Origin of the sequence: Pasteurella sp. WM03 (assembly GCF_004570945.1) — a bacterium.
GTDB lineage: Bacteria > Pseudomonadota > Gammaproteobacteria > Enterobacterales > Pasteurellaceae > Rodentibacter.
The window spans coordinates 40,078-60,371 of sequence record NZ_SPPO01000011.1; the positions used below are offsets into that span (position 1 = coordinate 40,078).

The 20,294-nt window shown below is 35.4% G+C and carries 15 protein-coding genes; 7 read left to right on the top strand and 8 right to left on the bottom strand.

Going from position 1 to position 20,294, the window contains the following annotated elements; genetic code table 11:
* Positions 1 to 92: 92 nt before the first annotated feature.
* The 3 genes from E4T92_RS09950 (at position 93) to E4T92_RS09960 (ending at position 4,169) form a co-directional block, all read left to right on the top strand.
* Entirely contained in the window at positions 93 to 1,319 is a 1,227-nt protein-coding gene (locus tag E4T92_RS09950) for an MFS transporter (RefSeq protein ID WP_194199168.1), read from the top strand.
* Between the two features lie 96 nt (positions 1,320 to 1,415).
* Positions 1,416 to 2,060, top strand: coding sequence for an adenylate kinase (gene adk / locus E4T92_RS09955; RefSeq protein ID WP_135094580.1), 645 nt, complete (start codon positions 1,416 to 1,418; stop codon positions 2,058 to 2,060).
* 78 nt (positions 2,061 to 2,138) lie between these two features.
* Positions 2,139 to 4,169: a hypothetical protein gene (locus E4T92_RS09960; RefSeq protein WP_135094582.1), complete on the top strand. Its 2,031-nt coding sequence runs from the start codon at positions 2,139 to 2,141 to the stop codon at positions 4,167 to 4,169.
* 108 nt (positions 4,170 to 4,277) lie between these two features.
* Here E4T92_RS09960 and E4T92_RS09965 read toward each other — a convergent pair whose 3' ends face one another.
* Genes E4T92_RS09965 through E4T92_RS09995 form a run of 7 tightly spaced genes read right to left on the bottom strand, consistent with a single transcriptional unit; the run spans position 4,278 to position 15,504 of the window.
* Complete coding sequence (locus tag E4T92_RS09965) at positions 4,278 to 5,504, bottom strand: capsule biosynthesis protein (RefSeq protein WP_135094584.1); 1,227 nt, start codon at positions 5,502 to 5,504, stop codon at positions 4,278 to 4,280.
* A 28-nt stretch (positions 5,505 to 5,532) separates the two neighbouring features.
* On the bottom strand, positions 5,533 to 7,593 hold the full coding sequence (locus E4T92_RS09970) for a capsular polysaccharide biosynthesis protein (protein ID WP_135094586.1): 2,061 nt from the start codon (positions 7,591 to 7,593) through the stop codon (positions 5,533 to 5,535).
* Positions 7,590 to 8,930, bottom strand: a complete 1,341-nt coding sequence (locus E4T92_RS09975) for a glycosyltransferase family 2 protein (RefSeq protein WP_135094588.1) — start codon at positions 8,928 to 8,930, stop codon at positions 7,590 to 7,592. Before E4T92_RS09975 ends, E4T92_RS09970 begins: the two co-directional genes overlap by 4 nt.
* A 6-nt stretch (positions 8,931 to 8,936) precedes the next feature.
* Entirely contained in the window at positions 8,937 to 10,109 is a 1,173-nt protein-coding gene (locus E4T92_RS09980; RefSeq protein ID WP_135094590.1) for a nucleotide sugar dehydrogenase, read from the bottom strand.
* Positions 10,110 to 10,119: 10 nt separating this feature from the next.
* A complete protein-coding gene (locus E4T92_RS09985) occupies positions 10,120 to 10,917 on the bottom strand; it encodes a capsular polysaccharide synthesis protein (RefSeq protein WP_135094592.1) in 798 nt (265 codons plus the stop codon).
* A 26-nt stretch (positions 10,918 to 10,943) separates the two neighbouring features.
* Complete coding sequence (locus E4T92_RS09990) at positions 10,944 to 13,949, bottom strand: glycosyltransferase (RefSeq protein ID WP_135094594.1); 3,006 nt, start codon at positions 13,947 to 13,949, stop codon at positions 10,944 to 10,946.
* A 19-nt stretch (positions 13,950 to 13,968) separates the two neighbouring features.
* Positions 13,969 to 15,504, bottom strand: coding sequence for a hypothetical protein (locus E4T92_RS09995; protein WP_135094596.1), 1,536 nt, complete (start codon positions 15,502 to 15,504; stop codon positions 13,969 to 13,971).
* 440 nt (positions 15,505 to 15,944) lie between these two features.
* On the opposite strand from E4T92_RS09995, the gene E4T92_RS10000 reads away from it, so the two are divergent.
* Genes E4T92_RS10000 through E4T92_RS10015 form a run of 4 tightly spaced genes read left to right on the top strand, consistent with a single transcriptional unit; the run spans position 15,945 to position 19,685 of the window.
* Positions 15,945 to 17,111, top strand: coding sequence for a polysaccharide biosynthesis/export family protein (locus E4T92_RS10000; protein ID WP_135094598.1), 1,167 nt, complete (start codon positions 15,945 to 15,947; stop codon positions 17,109 to 17,111).
* A gap of 11 nt (positions 17,112 to 17,122) precedes the next feature.
* Complete coding sequence (locus E4T92_RS10005; RefSeq protein WP_135094600.1) at positions 17,123 to 18,247, top strand: capsule biosynthesis protein; 1,125 nt, start codon at positions 17,123 to 17,125, stop codon at positions 18,245 to 18,247.
* Positions 18,247 to 19,044, top strand: a complete 798-nt coding sequence (locus tag E4T92_RS10010; RefSeq protein WP_135094602.1) for an ABC transporter permease — start codon at positions 18,247 to 18,249, stop codon at positions 19,042 to 19,044. The genes E4T92_RS10005 and E4T92_RS10010 overlap by 1 nt, the downstream gene beginning before the upstream one ends.
* Positions 19,041 to 19,685, top strand: a complete 645-nt coding sequence (locus tag E4T92_RS10015; RefSeq protein WP_135094604.1) for an ABC transporter ATP-binding protein — start codon at positions 19,041 to 19,043, stop codon at positions 19,683 to 19,685. The genes E4T92_RS10010 and E4T92_RS10015 overlap by 4 nt, the downstream gene beginning before the upstream one ends.
* Before the next feature lie 311 nt (positions 19,686 to 19,996).
* Here the strand turns inward: E4T92_RS10015 and E4T92_RS10020 are convergent.
* Positions 19,997 to 20,294 (bottom strand): IS1595 family transposase (locus tag E4T92_RS10020; protein WP_135094606.1); only part of this gene is annotated, 298 nt, incomplete at its 5' end.

Genomic DNA, 20,294 nt, shown 5'->3' on the forward strand with positions numbered 1-20,294 from the left:
ACCCGGTGCCATTAAAACATCATTAAAATTGACCGCACTTTAATATGCCAAATATAGCAAATTCGCTTTCTTCCCAAATTTTTACACGTAAGATGTTGATTTGCGTGTTCACCGGTTTCAGCTCCGGCTTGCCTTTATTTGTCTTATTACAAATGTTACCGGTTTGGCTGACAGATAAGAAACTTTCTGTCGAATTAATTGGGGCAGTGACCGGCGTTATGTTGCCTTATGGGTTAAAATTTTTATGGGCGCCCTTGTTAGATCGTTATTTCCCGAGCTTTTTAGGTCGTCGCCGAAGTTGGCTTCTGATTTCTCAAGTGATCTTACTTGCCTTACTTTATGCTATCAGCCTCTTTGATCCTATCTCTCAGTTAAGTATTGTTGCCAATATTGCGTTATTCATTGCATTTTTTTCGGCTACACAAGATATCGTACTTGATGCCTATCGCCGTGAAATTTTAAGTGACCACGAACTTGGCTTAGGCAACACCATCCACATTAATGCCTATCGTATTGCAGGTTTAATTCCCGGTGGACTTTCCCTTTATCTTGCCACAATTTATCCATGGAAAATCGTGTTTTTATGGACCGCACTTTGTATGTTGATAGGGATTTTTATGACATTGTTCCTCGCCAAGGAACCCAAGATTGATGCTCCAGAAAACAATCAGCCTTTTTACCAAGCTTTTTGGATTCCCTTGAAAGAGTTTTTCCAACGTAAAGGTGTGGCGCAAGCGATAGGTTTTTTACTGTTCTTATTTTTATATAAATTTGGTGATTCCTTTGCCACAACACTCCAAACCAAATTTATCTACGATATGGGATTTGGCAAAGAAGACATTGCACTGGTAGTGAAAAGTACCTCCCTTTGGGCAAGCATTTTATCCGGGCTAGCCGGCGGAGTCATGATGTTAAAACTGGGGATTAACCGTGCCTTATGGTTATTCGGTTTTGTACAAATGGTGACCATTGGCGGGTTTATTTGGTTGGCAAAATTTGGTCATTTTGACATCATTACTTCTACCGAATTATGGCGACTAGGTATTGTTATCGCAGCAGAGTATATTGGCGTGGGGCTTGGTACCGCAGCCTTTGTCGCTTTTATGGCACGTGAAACGAACCCGCTTTATACCGCCACCCAACTGGCGCTTTTCACCAGTCTTTCCGCATTACCAAGTAAAGGATTGGGAATGCTTTCAGGCTATGTTGTGGGGGCAGTAGGCTATTATGATTATTTTTGGCTATGCTTATTTTTAGCGGTTCCGGGTATGATTTGTTTGTTTTGGGTTGCGCCTTGGAATGAGAAAAAATTTGCGTAGTGAAAAAGTGTGGTAAAACCTATAAAAGGTTTGACCGCACTTCGCTTTATCAGTATCTTACCCAAGTTTATTTACATTGATTTAATGGAGATTTCTATGAAAATTATTCTTTTAGGCGCACCGGGTGCAGGCAAAGGCACACAAGCGCAATTTATTATGAAAAAATTTGGCATTCCACAAATTTCAACGGGAGATATGTTTCGTGCGGCAATCAAAGCAGGCACTGAACTTGGCAAACAAGCCAAAGCGTTGATGGATGAAGGAAAATTAGTACCGGATGAATTAACCGTGGCATTAGTGAAAGATCGCATTGCCCAACCGGATTGTGCAAACGGTTTCTTGTTAGACGGTTTCCCTCGTACCATTCCACAAGCCGATGCTTTGAAAGAATCAGGCGTAAAAATTGATTATGTGTTAGAGTTTGACGTACCGGATGAAGTGATTGTGGAACGCATGAGTGGTCGTCGTGTGCACCAAGCCTCAGGGCGTTCTTACCACATTGTTTACAATCCGCCGAAAGTGGAAGGCAAAGACGATGTTACCGGTGAAGACCTCATCATCCGTGCCGATGATAAACCGGAAACCGTGTTAGATCGTTTAGCGGTTTATCACAAGCAAACCCAGCCGCTAGTGGATTACTATCAAGCAGAAGCGAAAGCGGGCAACACACAATATTTCCGCTTAGACGGCACACAAAAAGTAGAAGCTGTCAGCCAAGAATTAGATAAAATCTTAGGTTAAAACCCATAAAAATTCGGCCGCACTTTAACGAAGTGCGGTCATTTTCTTGCTTGTTCTCAATATTGACTTGGGGGAAATATGAGTAGAAGAAAAAAAATCACCTTAACCCTCGCTACGATACTCGTTATCGCTGGCGCAGGTGCGCAAATTTATACTAATCATAAAGTGGATCAGGTATTACAAAAATTCCCTTATTCTTTGGATAATCAAGCAACATTACAGATTACTGAAAGTCATAAAAACTTTTTTAGCCGCGATTTAATATTCAGTGTAAAAGATAATAATGAACAAAATGCTGAGATTATTTCCACTAAATTAACAACTTTACCTTTCTTTATTACAGCGGAATCCAAATTTTCTGATCAATTTGTGAGAAGATTAAATAAAGATTTAAATATTACAATTGATAAAAATACAATTAATAGCAAATTTTCACCGGTAGGCGATTATTTACAATCCAATATTTTGACGGAGTTTCGGGATTTTGCCAATAAACCGCAACAGATGACGCTTTCATTAAATTTCTTGAATGAGCGAGATATTGAATTGAAAGGTGATTTGACCGGTTTTAACTATGATAACGAGAGTAAATTAAAAAATGTAGAGGGGAAGGTTTATTTTACCTCTTTAAGTGCAAGCCAATATGATTTAACCAATATTGAATTAACCGCAGAAAATGCCGAATTAGCCTTATTAAATGGTGAAAATACACGTTTACAATTAAAAAACGCCACCTATAAATTTAATAAAAAGAAAGAGGAGCATGCGGAAAAACGTGATTTAATCACAAGGCTAAGTAGTGATATTTTACGTGTTTCCAATAAAAATCGCACCACAGAAGAAAGCCAAACGATATTTGGCGGTTTAAATATCACGTTGAATCAACAAGGTGTACCAAGTGCGGTCAATTTTTATAATGAATTTAAAAAAATTAGTGTCAATAAGAATTTAAAAGAAAGTGTTAGCGCACTACTTTCCGCTATCACGCTGAACGAGATATTTGACGCAAAACTTTCCGTACTTTCGGTTAATGCGCCGAAAAACCAAAAACCTTATTTCAATTTGAAAAACGGTGAAGCCAGATTGAAATTAGATAATCGTAATCTTGCCGGGGTAAACGTAAATGTCGTGCTTAATGTTGAAAGTGTAAGACAAATGCAAGAAAACGAGACGATCAAATGGGAAGCGAAAGGTGGAAAATTATCAGGACAATTAAATAGCTACAATTTAATGAATGAACTTGCCTTCGTACCGTTCTTTTTAGATGCCCTAACCGTGAAAAATGCGCCAACGAAAGATAATACCAAATTACTGGTGTTAAAAAATAAATGGGCAAAAGAATTCCATGGCAATACAGTATTTGACTTCACTTTACAAACTTTTAATAGTGACAAACTCGTTACCAATGAGGTCGAATTTCGCTTACAAAATGAATCATTGGAAAATGATCAATATAATGAAAATATCACACTAAATGTAAAAAAACTGGGATTACCACCAGAAGGAATACTGCTTGAGGATATTGCTCTTTCATTACCGATTAGGCAAAATCATTACAAAACCTATCTCCAAAGCGCATTTTGTCACTTCCCTTTTGAGCCGATCTGTAAGGCGTATTTAAGCCAAGAAACACGCAATAAATATGATGAAAATCAGTTAAAAAATTTGGATTTAATCATCGATAATGCGACCCTTACCGTAGCCGTTAATACGTTTCCTGAAACCCAAGCCTATCCCGTTAAATTAAAAGTAAATAGTATTGTGAGTAAGGCACAGGAAGGCGAGAAAAAAAACGAATCCAGTGCGTTTTTTTTGAATAATCTTGAGGGCTCCCTCAATCTTGCGATCGATAAAATGCTGATTGATGACACAAATGAAAAAGCAAGAGAAATCAAATCATTAAGTCCATTGTGGAGATTATTTTTATTAGAAACCGTAAAACCACAAGGCAAATTATCCGCCGCTTTTGAAGAAAAGAGAGAGGATTATGTATTGGCCCTTGAAAAAAATGAAAAAGGGTACTTTATCAATGGCAAATCGTTGGAAGATCTTCAGCAAGAATTACAGATGAAAGAAGATAAGCCGGAAGAAGACGAATCCGATCAATAACCTGAACACCCAAAGTAATTGATCTGTCCCAAAAAGTTAGACTAAACAACCTAAAAATTAAATAAATCTAACTTGTTGGGAATCGATCAATTTTGATCGCACTTTTATTTATGATTGACGGCTAATTTGAGTAGAAAGAAGCACTTTATTATAAAAACTGCCGTTTATTTGAGTTTTATTAAGATGATATTTTCGATAAGCATCAAATAGCTCGCCATTCGGCGCTTGTGGTTTAGACCAAAATTCTTCAAGGCTTCCTTGGTGGGTTAACCCTGCAAAATCATAGTTTGCCCGCCCTAATGTTTTTACCGGCATATTATGCAAGAGTGCGGAAATACCTGATGTACTGTTTAACGTAATCATTCCTTTACCGTAACGGAGAAAAAACGGCATTGGTACATCGTGAATGTAGAAAATTCGATTGACTAAATAAGGATATTTTTTACAAAAATCTTTAATGGTTGCAGAATAATCAGTAAAGCCACGATCCATTGGATGGTGTTTGACGATTAATGTGAGTTGATGCGGAGCGTGCTGTGCGAAAGATTCTAAGACCTCACACAAAAAATCCTTTATGCTCAGATAATCCGAGTGAATCTGTACTTGGCTATCGTTATAGACTTGCAAAGGCAAAATAAAAAAATCGCCAAATTCGCCTTTTTCTACCCTTTTAGCAAACCTTTTATCGTGTATGGCGTAATAAATTCGTTTTAATCCTGAGATTAACCATAATTTAGTGTAATAACCTAGTTTGAAGGGTTTATGATTTTGGTAGTCGGGGTAGTGTTTTGCTCCCAAATTTGCCATCAAATAATATAAAGAGGCGCATTTTGCCATAGGGATAAACCCTTTGGCAAGCGGTTGCGGTTTCTTAATACCTAATTGATATTTCGCCGCGTGGGAAAGAAAAAATTCAGCATTTCTGGGGAGAGGAGAAAAGGCATTTACTCCGTCTTTTTCAAAAGTCACGTAATCAGGGCGGAAATAACCTTCCTCAAACACCCAAAAATGAATATGCAATTGATTTGAAATGAGTTTTGCGATTTTGTGATATTTTCGGTTATCGCCAAAGCAAACGATATTATCAATTTTATATGTTTGGCAAAGTCGGGCTAAGTAGTCTGCAAAATGTTCTAATTTATCTCGAAAGCCAAAAACATTGCCTTCCGATTCTGGGTAAAAATAGTCATCGCCGGCATTAAAATTACACTTAAATACCGTTTTATTCTGGTTTTTCAACCAGTGGGCAAAATCGGTAAAAAAAGAGCCGACCGGGCCTTGCAATAGCAAAATACGGTTCGATAATTTAATTAATTCATCAAGATTATGGTTCATTTATCTTTTATCTTTTATCTTTTATCTTTTATCTTAGCGCTATCCATAGTTGTTTTAGTTTTCCACACTGCTTCTCAAACCAAGTTCGATGAATATTGGCATTTCCCTGTGTGGCTTTCAGTTGTTTTAAATAACAAACAGCTTGCTCTACATTGACTAAGCGCTGTTGATTGGGATCAAAATAAAGCGGGTAGTAAATCAACGTTGCCGCAATAAGCTCGTGTAGGCTGAGTTTACGGCTTCGGCGCGGTATCGTTAAATAATCAACGGTTAATCCCCAACCCGAATAAAACGGCAATCCATAGCAATGAACTGTTTTGTTGCGCAAAAGCGCTTCAAATCCGGCTAAGGATGTCATTGTATGTATCTCATCAGCTTGATTGATACAATCTAAAATATTCGCTGTAGTAGCTATTCTATCAGCAAATTGATGAGCTTGATATTCGGGAATATTCCCTTTACGGTTGCCACTGACCACATCGGGGTGAGGTTTATAGATGATGTAGGCATTTGGATTTCTCTCTCTTACGGTTTTAAGCAGCGTAAAATTATCGGTAATCTGCGGAGAACCAAAGCGAATAGAGGCATCATCTTCCACTTGCCCTACGACAAGAAGCACAATTAGACCGTTCGATTGCACAGAAAAATCTGATGAACCGACATTATATTTAGCAATATGGGATTGGATTAATACTTGGCGTAATTGCTCGGCACGCTCTAAATCCTGAGAGCTAAAGGCTTTATTTTGCAGAATATTTTCCAAACGAGACGGCTTTTGAGCATTAAAATAGATACCAAGCTCGTCTACGACCAGGGATAACGGCGAAACCAAGTTTGAGCCTAATCCCACGGAACGGATAAAACCGTCTTCCATTCGTAAAATAGGGAGTTGATGTCGCGTTGCAAATTCCGTCAGCTTCTCTTTTCCCTCACTCCACACCAATAATTTTGCTGAGGTAATCGCTTGGTTCGCGAGGAGGTGTTGTAACTTAGTCAGATTTGATACAAAGTGCAATCGACAATTGGGGAACCTAAAAAACGGTTTGATAACAGCCTGTTTCCATAACGACATACCGACACAATATAAATCACCCTTCAGGTAAGTATCGTGTCGTTTCGCTTCAATCAAATAATCAATTACGTCAAATATTGTGCCGGCCTTGCCTGTATGCGGATTAATATAACGACTGTAACGAAAATAAGCGGCATAAAACAGCGCTAAAATTGACCGCACTTTTCTGCGAGAACTTTGGCATAGCGGAATAGCATTGATGTGGCGATCATCGGTTAGCCCCCATCCGGCAAACCAAGGTATACCAAAAGTAATGACCTGTTTATTCAATAGTAATGCCTCAAAACCCATTTGTGATGTTACGCAATACACTTTTGCAGCCATATTCAATAGGGACAATGGGCTGACATCTTGGCTAAATAAACGTACATTGGGGGCATTTTGTACAAGTTTAGTTAAATAGCCTTGCTTTTTACCGCTGATCACATCAGGGTGGGTTTTCACCCAAATTTCAGCCTGCGGATTTTCTGAAATTGCGGAATTAAGCATTTGCTCAAAATGGCTTGCATCCGCCTGACCGTATTTAACCGCCATATCGCCAAAAGTCTGATCAATAACTAACACTATTGAGCATTTGGGGATATCAGTCAGTTCAGGAGCATGATTATATTTGGATAAACGGTGTTCCCGAATCAACGAAATCGTCCGAATAGCCTCATTTTCCTGCTCCTCGGTTAATTCCGTTTCAAGGATAAGTTGCTCTAATAGCGACGGACGAGTGGTGTCGTAGTAAATCCCCACATTATCTACTACTATTGAAAGCGGCGGATAACCCTGTACACCAAGCCCTAGAGAACGGAGAAAGCCGTCTTCTAACGCGACATAAGATAACTTATGCTTTTTCGCATAGGCTCTGGCTTTACGAGTGGATGGACGTAATCCCCAACCCAACACTTGATCTGCTTTTTTATTTTTCCAAGGTAAACAGGAAGATGCCTGAATATGGTATTCAGGCAGGAATAAGGGGAGATAAGTTATTTTTAAAATACCTTTTGAAAAAGTTAATATGTTTTTCATCTATTTTTTATAGTGTATATATCAAAAACAGGTAACTTTGGAAGTTTATTTTCTTTTAAGCATTGAATATGCCATTTATTCCATGTTTCCCAATACTCTAGACGTTGGGTGGATACCCCGGAAATATAACCTGTTTCTTCTGTATTCATTAGCGAATCGGGATGATGGCTTCCTAATGTCAGCGGTAAATTTACATTAAGTGTCCTATTTGGAAAATTTAATTTAAGTCTTTGATTAAATTCGCTATCAGCCCCTGTTCTAACACAGTCCCATAATCCCATTGATTGTTCGACAAGCTCTCTTCTAAATAGTGCAGAAGATGGGTTTAATCGAGTTATAGGGCTAATAAATCGGGAATAAGGGCTTCCAGTTTCGGTTAACCTAATCCATTTAGAGAAAGTTGCAATAAGATTTGGTTTATTGAGTAAAGGTGTTATTTGTTTTTCTAATTTTTGAGGATGTGCCCAATCATCAGAATCGTGGCATGTTATAAATTCTCCGACTGCACTTTTTGCTCCAATATTTTTAGCAATGAATGTTCCAACATTATTTTTTAACTCAATAAGTTTTATTTGAGAATAAACTTGTGCTAATTCTTTTATAATATTGACTGAATTATCTGAACTTGCATCATCAATAACTATAATTTCTTTATTTTCATATGATTGATAAATAAGTGATAATAAGCAATTTTTAATGAGTTTCTCTCGATTGTACACGGTAACCAATATACTGACTAAAGGTAATGCCTTATTATTTTCAAAGTTTTTTATTTTTTCTGATCGTATATTATTAATATATAAACACTTTTCACTATTTATTAGATTTATCGGAAGCAATGAGTGAACGCCTAAATATAAGTTAATATTATTTAATTTCTCATGTGGTTTTAGGTCAGCGTGATTTTCTATTAAGAAAAACTCAGGTTGTTTTTTTTTATCTTCTAGTGATAAATTTTGGAGAATAGGTGCTAAATCATTTTTTTTATTAAGAAAGGATAATAAACTTGTAACAAGTAATTTTTCTTTTTTTAAAATATGAGAGTCTAATAGGCTAAAAGAAATATGAGGTAAAAAAGGTAATAATCCTTTTAGTAGTTTTAATCGATATTTTTCAAAATCAGTTTTTTTCTCAAATTGTGTTAGTTGCTGAATGGCTTCTATCTTCTTTCCCGTAGCGGCTAAAGCGATAATATAAGCATAACTATCAGATAATTTTGTATTATTCAAAATTGAATAGTACAAATTTTGCTGACAAAGTAAATCAGCTTGCAATTCAATAGATAAATTACTCATTGCAAGCTGTTGTATATTAAGCTTCTTCTTTTTAAAAAACATAGATGCCTAACTATCTATACCGAAGATATCTCGGGTATAGATTTTATTGGAAATATCTTTTAATTCCTGTGTGATTCTATTTGCAATAATAATATCTACATTTTTTTTAAATATATCAATATTATTAATCACCTCAATCCCATTAAAATCATTCCCATCTAATGTAGGTTCATAGATAACGACAGCCACACCTTTTGCCTGTAATCGGCGAATAATTCCTTGAATAGAAGAAGATCTAAAATTATCTGAACCTGACTTCATAATTAATCGATATACACCAACTGTTTTAGGTTGTCGCTTTAGTATATCATCTGCAATAAAGTTCTTACGGGTATCATTAGAATCTACAATTGCCCTAATTAAATTTTGTGGAACTTTGTCGTAATTTGCTAATAATTGTTTTGTATCTTTAGGTAAACAATAGCCGCCATAGCCAAAACTTGGATTATTATAATGTCTACCTATACGATGATCTAAGCCAACCCCCTCAATGATTTGTCTTGTATCTAATCCGTGTATTGCTGCATAAGTATCTAACTCATTAAAATAGGCCACTCTCATTGCTAAATAAGTATTAGAAAAAAGTTTAATAGCTTCTGCTTCCGTATTATTTACAAACAATATGGGGGTATCTTTTTTAATTGCTGCCTGACTTAATAAATTAGCAAATATTTTTGCCCTTTCTGAAATTTCTCCGACGATAATACGACTAGGGTATAAATTATCGTACAGGGCTTTTCCTTCTCGGAGAAATTCAGGCGAAAAAATAATATTTTCTGTCTGATATTTTATTTTTACTTTTTCAGTAAACCCTACAGGCACGGTAGATTTTATAATCATCGTTGCTTGTGGATTAATAGATAATACAGTTTGAATGACTGCTTCTACGCTAGAAGTATCAAAATAATTGGTATCAGGATCGTAATTTGTTGGTGTTGCAATAATAACAAATTCGCAATCTTGATAGGCTGTTTGAGGAGCGATACAAGCAGTTAAATTTAATGATTTTTTCATTAAGAAATGTTCAATTTCATTATCCGAAATAGGCGATTTCTTTTGGTTAATAAGATCAATTCTTTTTTGATTAATATCAATTAATGTTACTTGATGATATTGTGCAAGCAATATGGAATTAGATAAACCGACATAACCTGCACCTGCTATGGTTATTTTTTTCATGGTTTAAAATTTAAGCATTAATCATTTTTAAAATATCCTGAACTTTTTCTATCCAGAGCTCTTTAGATGGATTAATATGTAAGAATATTTTAGATAATAAAATATTTTGTTCTAAAAATTCTTCGCAAGTCATTTTTGCCCAATGTGTTTGAGAAAAAGGAGTATTATATAGTATTAATATACATTGTTTGTTATTTAATAAGAATTCCTTTGGATCAATCTTATCTGATAACATAATATCTCTGCTAGCATATTGATATTTTTCTACATATTTTGGGTCTATAAGATCATAGGGTATTTTCTTTATTTCTTCTGGATTATCAGATATTAAATTTTTAATTAATCCAGGATTTCCCCATGTTTGATAATCTGCCTCAAGCATATTATTTGATGCTTTTTGTAAGAGCAAATTGTTTTTATCTGCAGAGAAAAACTGTTCTGTATACCAAATTAATTTACTATTTTCGGTTATTGAATCTAGATGTTCAGTATAATCTCCAATAATTATTGTATCTGCATCAATCCATACACCTCCAACTTTTTCGATTAAAGCCATCCTTATATAGTCAGATTTTGCTATAATAGACATTAATTCTTTTTTTCTTTCATCAGATTCATTTCTAAATTGCCAAATTTTATCTTTAAATAAAGATAAATCTAGATATTGTTTAATTGTATTTAGATTTAAAACTTCAAAACGTTCACCTAGTAATATTCTAGCTGAAGCTAATCCAAGTAGTATATAGGGGGGGATATTCTCAGAATATGATGGAGATTGCCAAAAAGAGTAAGTTTTTAAATTAGACATATGAGCCTCTTGTTCTGTAAGTAATGTTATTTAATGATAGAGTTAAATTTTGAAAAGTCTATGTTTCCTATTATAAACTTATTATCTGGCAAGCCTATACCATTTTTAGAGTTTTCAATTTCTTCTTGAAGCCATTGTAATTTTCGCTCCCACGGGAGATAAGTTAACGTTCCCCCTTTTTTAAGAGGTGTATTTTCTTCTTTTTCAAAAATTAGTAAGGCTACTTGCAACCAAATTTCTTCTGTAAGGTATTTTGGTAAGTCATTATTTAAAGTGCATTTTTGAATAATTTCATCAACGTAACCAAATAATGATTTAGCTAATTCTATTTTTATAAAAATACCTTGAGCTGTTCCTTTGATTCGGAGTTCATTTGGCATCTTGCCCAATTTTTCTTTTATCCAATTTTGCAATGTTTTATGAGATAAAATAGAACCTTTCCAATAACCTGAAATTGTACCTAAATTAATTCCTATATCAAATTTCTGAATATATTGTACTGAGTTCTTCTGGACAAACATATTATCAATATAATCAAAGACGATATAATCTGTTTGAATTTTTTGTTCAGTTAATTGTTTGAAATTGCTGTAATGGTATTCAAGCTGCCTGAATCTAGCATTTTCCATATCTTGTTCCGGATTTAAAAGAACACGGACTTTATGTTCTTTTTCAAAAATTTCGACCGCACTTTGTGTCGCAACATTGAGCTGTCTTTTATCAAGATGAACTATAATTGCTTTTGTTTGTGGATTATATTCTAAGATGTTTTCTAGTTTTTTGATTAATCCTTGAGGTTTTCCAGAACAGACTAAGCTAAAAGCAAGGTCTGTTTCTGGTATTTCTTTTACTTGTGGTTTAGCCGGAACTTGTGGCAATTGGAACGAGGTTGTACTTGTTTGTTCAATCGTTTTATATTCTCCGCTATGATCTGTATTACGATTAAAAATATATTTACGACTAGCATCATCATTATCTTGAGCGTCGTAGCTATAATGTGTAATACCTTGTCGTTTAAGAGATGCGTTAACTACAAGAAAATGATTTTTCTTTTGAATATCAAGTTTTTTAATAGATGTATTATTGCCGTGTAACACTCGGTTATAGCAAATTTTATTAATATGTTTAAACTTACCAACCTCACTTAATTTCAGGTACATATCATAGTCGACAGAATTTTCAATTTTTTCATCAAAGCCTTCTGTTAGATACCAAGCTCTTGCCGTAAACATTCTAAAATGATGTACGATCATCGCTGTTGTCATTTTTTCACGAGAAAATTCCGGCCAATTATAGCCGTTAGCAATTAGTGAACCGTCAGGATTTACATTGCGATTTGTTGTATATACACAAGCTAAGGAGCGATCTTTGAAAAACTCTTTCAAACAAAGCTCAACAGCATCTGGTTCTATATAATCATCGGAGTCTAATTGAGCAATATAGTAACCACGAGAATTAGTTACTGCAGAATTAGAGGCAGAAGCAATTCCTCCATTTTTTTGATCGAGAATCCGAACACGAGGGTTATTGCCGTAGAGTGCTATTAGCACGGATAATGTATTGTCAGTAGAACCATCATTACAAATACAAACCTCTAAATCGGTTACAGTTTGATTTAATGCACTATCTACACAGCGCTGAATGGTTGATGCACAATTATAAGCTGGGATATAAATACTAACTAAAGGTACTCGATGAATGTGTGACGCTTCAATTGGTTGTAATTTTCGATAAAAATATGGGACTTTTTCTCGTACAATATTTAGTGTTATCTTTTTTCCTTCATCCCGATCTGTTTCATTTTCTTTCCCCGGTGGCTCTTGGTGGTATGCTATTCCACCGTCAACGGCACGAAAGAAACAACCATGACGGAACAGGCGATAACCAAATTCATTATCTTCTCCCCCCCAATGTGTAAATTCTTCGTCAAACCATCCTGCAATATCTAACCATTTCTTAGCAAAAGCAACATTACCGCCACTAAAATATCTGAAAGGGGAGTCGCACAAACGTAAATTTTCTGTTTTTTGGAAATGTTCAAGTCTCCAATCAACAGATATTTCTCCTTGATCTTTACCAGCGACAGCATTATTTGTTCTTACTTCAGGCAAGTTTTCGATAAGATATGAGTTATTAAGTATTTGTTCACGAGTAATATTATGTGTATCAATATATTTTCGTGGACCAATTAGTGCAACATCATCATCTTTTAATAATAATTCCATATAAGATTGAACCCACTTCGGGTTGGGAGCCATATCGCAATCTAAAATAGAAACAAAGTCGTATTTTGCTGTGCGTAACCCAAGGTTACGTACCGCACATAACTGATAGCCATAGTCTTTTTGGCGAACATACTTAATATCAAGTTTATCCTCATATTGTTTGACTATGCTTGCAATATCTTCTTTACTTCCATCATCGGCGACAATGACTTCATAATCGTAATCAGTCATTTGGTTAACAAGGCAAGCTAAAGTTATGTTAAGGATATGACTTCGGTTAAATGTTGGAACAATTACTGATAAACCGCTGCTTTTTGCGAGATTAGATATCCCACGCTTTCGTCTCAGATTCCAGTTAAAATCATTGAGATTTTCAGGCAATGGAGCGAGTGTTAAATCTTTTGGAAAATCATCAGGTATAGGTTTTATTATTTTGGTTTCTGCATTTTGAGATTTTTGTGCTGTTAACAATTGCCAATGACTAATATCGCTTTGTTTTTGTTCTTCAGTTAAAATAGTTTTTTTCTCATTCGCTAACAATATTCGTGTTGCTATATCTAGATTCTCTATCGACAGATTTGTTTGTGGAGAAATAATCACAGCGCTTCTAGATGATAAGGTGTGTTTGACTTCAATTTTTTGTTCTTTTATCGTTACTTGTTGTTGGTTCAAAAAAGTTAAACAACGATCAATATGAAACTTAACGATATGTTCTCCATAAAGATTACCAGCCTGTCTAAATAAGTTTAGTGCATTTTGATAGTCTTTTTCTGTATATGCATGAACTGCTTTTGACAATATATTCATAAATTTAAGGCTCTCTTATCTAATTGTTTTTTTTATTGAATGTCTTTATTTCTCTCATAATTAAAAATGGAAGAATTATCCATCTTAAAGGGTTTCTTATGTTTTTTGTAAATATAAATCCTAATTTGTAGGATAAATGTCTTTTTATCTTTTCTGCTTCATAAGCATCTTGGTACTCGCTAATAGGTGGTGTTTTATCCCATTTATTTTTCCTATAGTCCATTTTATATTGATAGTATATAGATAAAAGTATTAATGGCATGAATAACAATCCAAATATATTTTTACTTTTATGGATTAATGTGTGACCAATTCTATAATTTAGTTGACTTCTTATTCTATTAGCGGCTCCCCATAACAAAGGTCTTGTTCTTAATTGCTCATTGTCCTTATAGACTTTTTCTAATTCAACTTGTACCAAATGTAACTGAGCAAATAACTCTTCATTTTCAATTCTAATCTCCTCATACATTTTTAAGATCATTTCTATTTCTTTTCCCAAATTCTTCTGATTTTCATCAGATAAAGAAGTTTTTGGGTATAATCCTAGGTTCTCTTTAAGTAACTGAGATTGAATTTTCTTAAGTTCAATATTTTCTGTATTCAATTCCTTGTTTTGGTTAATAATATCTTCTTGAATAAATTTAATTGCCTCATTTTCTTCTTGTTGACGTTTTAGTCTATTTTTTTGTTCTACCAAGACTTCCCAAGCTCTTAGCGCTCTGTCTAATTGATACTTATTTGAAATGTTATAGGGTAGATCAGCAATTTCTTGCATTTCAAGATATTGATTTGTTACATTCTGATCACTCTGAACGAATATATCGATAATAAATTTAGAAAGTTCAATATCTAATGGGAGTTCTATACCTCTGTGTAAAGTGATTGAATTATCTTTAAATGTGACATTTAATTTTTTGTTAAAATTTTTAAGACTCTTTCCATCTGAGGATTCTAGCTCTTGAGTGTTTAATAAAATAGAAATTTCCTTATTTTTCTTGAAAAAAGAGATTAATTTTTGATTATAGACAAAATATTCATTTAGTTTATTCTTGATAGTATACTTACATTTTATTTCACCTTCATTAAGTCCTTTAATTAAGATACTTTGAGGATTATCGTAAAGTAAAACAAATTTTATACCGTAATCTAATTTTTTCCAAAAATCTAATAAATTTATAGCTTTACTATCGGCCCACCCCCAAAAATCTTGAGATATGTTAGCATTTATTAAATTCAATGCTATATCATTTATTATAGAAGAGTAATTTTGTTTTAATAATTTCTTGGTTTCAGTTTTCCTTATAGCTTTCTTTAATTGTCGCGGAGAATATCTATTTCGTTTTTTGTTTGATATTTGTACGGGGAAATAAGAAACCTTCGTTTTATTTTCAGTTTCGTTTGAAATCTCCTCTTGCCATAATTTACTTATTTCAATAGGTGTTAGCTTCTCTTTTAGAGAAGGTAATGCTAATTTCATTCCATAGCAATTAAACATCTTTTCAACTCGTTCACAGCTACAGGAATTATATCCTACGATAATAATTTTACTCACTTTTTCCCTTATATCATTTTAGTCTTACAACAAAGATCTCCACTCTTTGATTAGAAGCAAAAAGAAAATTAACGTTGTTTCTCATCCTTTTGTATTGTAAGAAACTAGGAATAACCGATTTAAACTAGTAATCTTTATATCCATATCCTTTCATCAATGAAGAAGGTAAAAAATGATTAAATGGATAGGACAGTAATATTTTAGAAGATTGACTTGGATAGTATGCTCTCGAAAATAGTGTCTTAGAACAACTAATAATTATTTGGGGTAAAACTAGAAACATGTATCCCACTTTACGACGTTATGTAAATCAAGAGTACCAATTTGTGTGGATTATAGTGATTTGGCTTTATTGTGTCTATCATTATTTTATTATTATTTGTTTTAGGATAGAATGTATAGTGTTGTGTTACTTTCTGAATTTTAATAATTTTTATCCTATGAAATTACAAAAACTATACATTATTTTCTCTGTCGTATCGGCATTTATTAGTGGATGCTCAACGCTTCCGACTTCGGGTCCTAATCATAGTAGGGTTTTGGACTTAAATAACCAAAGCAGAAATGTTAATGTGGTTGAGTTGGACGAAAACTCAGTTCAAACACTTTATCAGTTACAACAGAACCAGCTTTTTTCCGGATTTGATCATTTAGCCCAAACGAATGGTTATTCCGGTGTGGCGAATGTGGGTGATGTATTGGAAATTTCAATTTGGGAAGCGCCTCCTGCCGTACTTTTTGGCGGTACATTCAGTAGTGAAGGGCAAGGAACGGGACATTTAACTCAACTTCCTCCTCAAACTATTAACACAAAAGGGATGATTTCCGTACCTTTTGTCGGCAATATCTCTGTGAAGGGAAAAACGCCAGAGTCGATTGCAGCTCAGATTACGGCAGTATTGAAGCGTAAAGCGAACCAGCCTCAAGTGTTGGTAAGAATTGTTAATAACCAATCATCAGATGTTACCGTTATTCGCCAAGGAAACAGTATCCGTATGCCGCTGACACCAAGCGGAGAAAGAGTATTGGACGCCGTTGCAGCGGTTGGCGGTTCACCTGCCGATATTCAGGATATTACCATTCAGTTAACCAGAACCAATCAAGTCAAGACCTTACCTTTTGAAACGTTAATTGCAGACCCGAATCAAAACATTTTGTTACAGGCAGGCGATGTGGTCTCGTTATTAACCACACCTTATAGCTTTACTGGATTAGGTGCTGTCGGCAATAACCAACAAATGAAATTTTCAACAAAAGGTCTGACATTGGCAGAAGCTATCGGGAAAATGGGCGGACTTATTGATACGCGTTCGGATCCGCGCGGTATTTTTGTTTTCCGTTATGTGCCTTTTGCGCAGCTTAATTCAGCACAACAACAGGATTGGAGCAAACGGGGATATAAAACAGGGATGGATGTACCGACGGTTTATCGCGCGAATTTGCTTGAACCGAAATCAATGTTCTTAATTCAGCGTTTCCCGGTGAAAGATAAGGATATTGTGTATGTTTCTAATGCACCGTTAGCGGAATTTCAAAAATTCCTAAGAATGATCTTTTCTATTACATCGCCTATCACGAGTACAGTGAACAGCGTAAATAATTTATAAGAGGTATAAAAATGGTGCAGAATAATAAACTCGCAAAAAAACGACCGCTCTTTAAACGTATAAAGCCGTTGTTGTGGATAACAGTGATTATCCCGACATTCTTTTCCGCACTTTATTTTATTTTATTTGCTGCGGATGTTTATATTTCAGAATCCAGTTTTGTTGTGCGTTCTCCACGCAATCAAGCCGCATTAAGCGGCGTCGGGGCATTATTGCAAAATACCGGTTTTGCAAGGGCTCAAGATGATACCTATTCGGTGCAGGAATATATCCGTTCCCGAACGGCATTGGAGCAATTACAACAACAATTGCCGATTCGTGGATATTATGAAAATAATGGGGATTTACTCAGTCGCTTTAATGCATTCGGAATCAACGATTCACAAGAAGCTTTTTATCGTTATTTTAAAGAACGCTTGACGGTAGATTTTGATTCTATTTCTGGTATTGCAACACTACGGGTTCGAGCATTTGCCGCTGAAGAAGGACAAAAAATTAATATTGAATTGTTAAAGCAAGGGGAAGATCTAATTAACCGCTTAAATGAAAGAGCGAGAAAAGATACCTTAAATTACGCGGAACAAGCAGTTGTCGATGCGGAAAAAATGGCAAATGACAGCGCTGACGCACTAAGCCAATACCGTATTCAGCATAAAATCTATGATTTGCCTGCACAATCCGGTGTACAAGTTTCGCTGATTTCTACCTTAAAAAGCGAAATTATTAAGGTGGAAACTCAATTAGCTCAATTACAATCTATTACGCCGGATAATCCCCAAGTCGCCGCATTAAAAATGCGCCAAAAAAGTTTAACGGAAGAAATGACGCAACAAATTAAATTACTGGCTGGCAGTAACGATTCTTTAGTAACCCAATCGCCGGAGTACCAACGCTTATTAATGAGTAACGAGCTGGCACAACAAATGTTGGCAACAGCAATTACCTCATTACAAAATGCCAGAAATGAGGCGGATCGCCAACAACTTTACCTAGAAATTATTAACCAGCCGAGTAAACCTGACTGGGCGTTAGAACCTTATCGCCTTTATAATATCTTAGCGACATTGATTATCGGACTGATGTTATACGGCTTGTTAAGTTTAATTATCGCAGGAATTAAGGAGCATAAAAACTAATGCGTTATGGAGACAGAACGACATTTAAACGCTCTAGAGTCATACAACGGCGAGTTTTGGGCGCATTATTAATGCGTGAAATCATTACCCGCTACGGGCGGAAAAATATTGGCTTCCTATGGTTGTTTGTCGAACCACTGTTATTGACTTTATTTATCACATTCATGTGGAAGTATTTACGCGCCGATCGCGTTTCAACATTAAATATTGTTGCCTTTGCCATTACAGGTTATCCATTAATGATGATGTGGCGTAATGCGTCAAATAGAGCGATCGGGGCTATTTCTGCCAACCTTAGTCTGCTGTATCACCGTAATGTGCGTCCGTTAGATACCATTTTTGCCCGAATGTTATTGGAAGTTGCCGGAGCGACAATTGCCCAGATCCTGATTATGTTTGTTTTAATCATTATCGGCTGGATTAGTTTGCCGCAGGATATTCTTTATATGATATTTGCTTGGACATTAATGACATTTTTCGCCTTTGGGCTGGGGCTGATTATTTGTTCTATTGCGCAAAAGTTTGAGGTTTTCGGCAAATTATGGGGAACGGTCAGTTTTGTTATGATACCTTTGTCGGGGGCATTTTTTTTCGTTCACTCATTACCGCCGCAAGTGCAACCCATAGCAAAATGGATACCGATGATAAATGGAACGGAAATGTTTCGCCGCGGCTATTTTGGCGAAAGCGTCCAAACCTACGAAAGCCCGCTTTTTTTGATTGTATGTGATATCGCAATGCTATTAATCGGACTATTAATGGTGAGACATTTTAGTAAAGGAATCGAACCGCAATGATTAGGGTAAAAAATTTAAGCAAACGCTATCGAATTCGGGACGGCTGGAAAACCGTTATTGAGGACGTGAGTTTTGAACTTAAAAAAGGAGAAAAAATAGGCATATTGGGACGTAACGGCGCTGGTAAATCGACTTTGATCCGCTTATTGAGTGGAGTCGAGCCACCAACTGAAGGAAGTATTGAGCGTCAAATGAGTATTTCTTGGCCCTTAGCCTTTAGCGGTGCATTTCAAGGCAGTCTGACAGGATTAGATAATTTGCGATTTATTAGCCGCATTTACAGCAGTGATTTTCAAACAATGAAAGACTTTACCGAAGAATTTTCTGAGTTAGGGAACTATTTATACGAGCCGGTAAAAAGTTATTCGTCGGGAATGAAAGCGCGGCTTGCCTTTGCTATTTCCTTATCGGTAGAATTTGATTGCTATTTAATTGATGAAGTCATTGCGGTGGGAGATTCCCGTTTTACGGCAAAATGTAAGTATGAGTTATTTGAAAAACGCAAAGATCGCGCCATTATCTTAGTTTCTCATAGCCCTACGGTAATCAAAGAATACTGTGATAATGCGATGGTGTTGCAAGAGGGTAAAATGCACCATTTTTCCTCTATTGATGAAGCCTATTATTTTTATCAAAAGTAATCGAGCGTTTTTATGAATGATGTTAATTGGCAGAATATATCGCAACGGCATAAACTTTGAAAACGTAAAACCAAAGTGCATTGAGTAGGCAACCGATAATATATCGAACTCCTTGATTTGGGATACTCGGCGTCTCCCTACTGTTTTATCAAAATATGATGTTGTGTATTTGCCATATATCCAAAAATAATGATAATCTCGTCCACTGTTTAAATTAAGGTAAAACTATACAGATTTCTCTCTCATTTCAGCTTGCCAACGATGTTGGGGTAAAACGCCCAGTTAAGTTTTGGGGCTGACGTAGATTAGCCCTAAATTTCACACCATTTTCGCAATGTTTTTAACTGCTCTTTTGGTGTGCCAAAGTTAAACCGAAATTCACATTCCTTCAAGAATAAAGGAAAACTTTTTCGGTCTATTCCATTATATTTTCGAAGTATCCGCTTAGCTTGACTCCAAAAATTTTCAATTCCATTGATATGGTTTTGTTTCACCGCAAACAACTCTGAATGGTTAATCCGTTCGTGGTGAAATTCGCTTACATCAAGGGCATCATAACTACGATAAGTATCGGTATAAACCCAGCTATCAGGCTTGATTTTCCTTGCT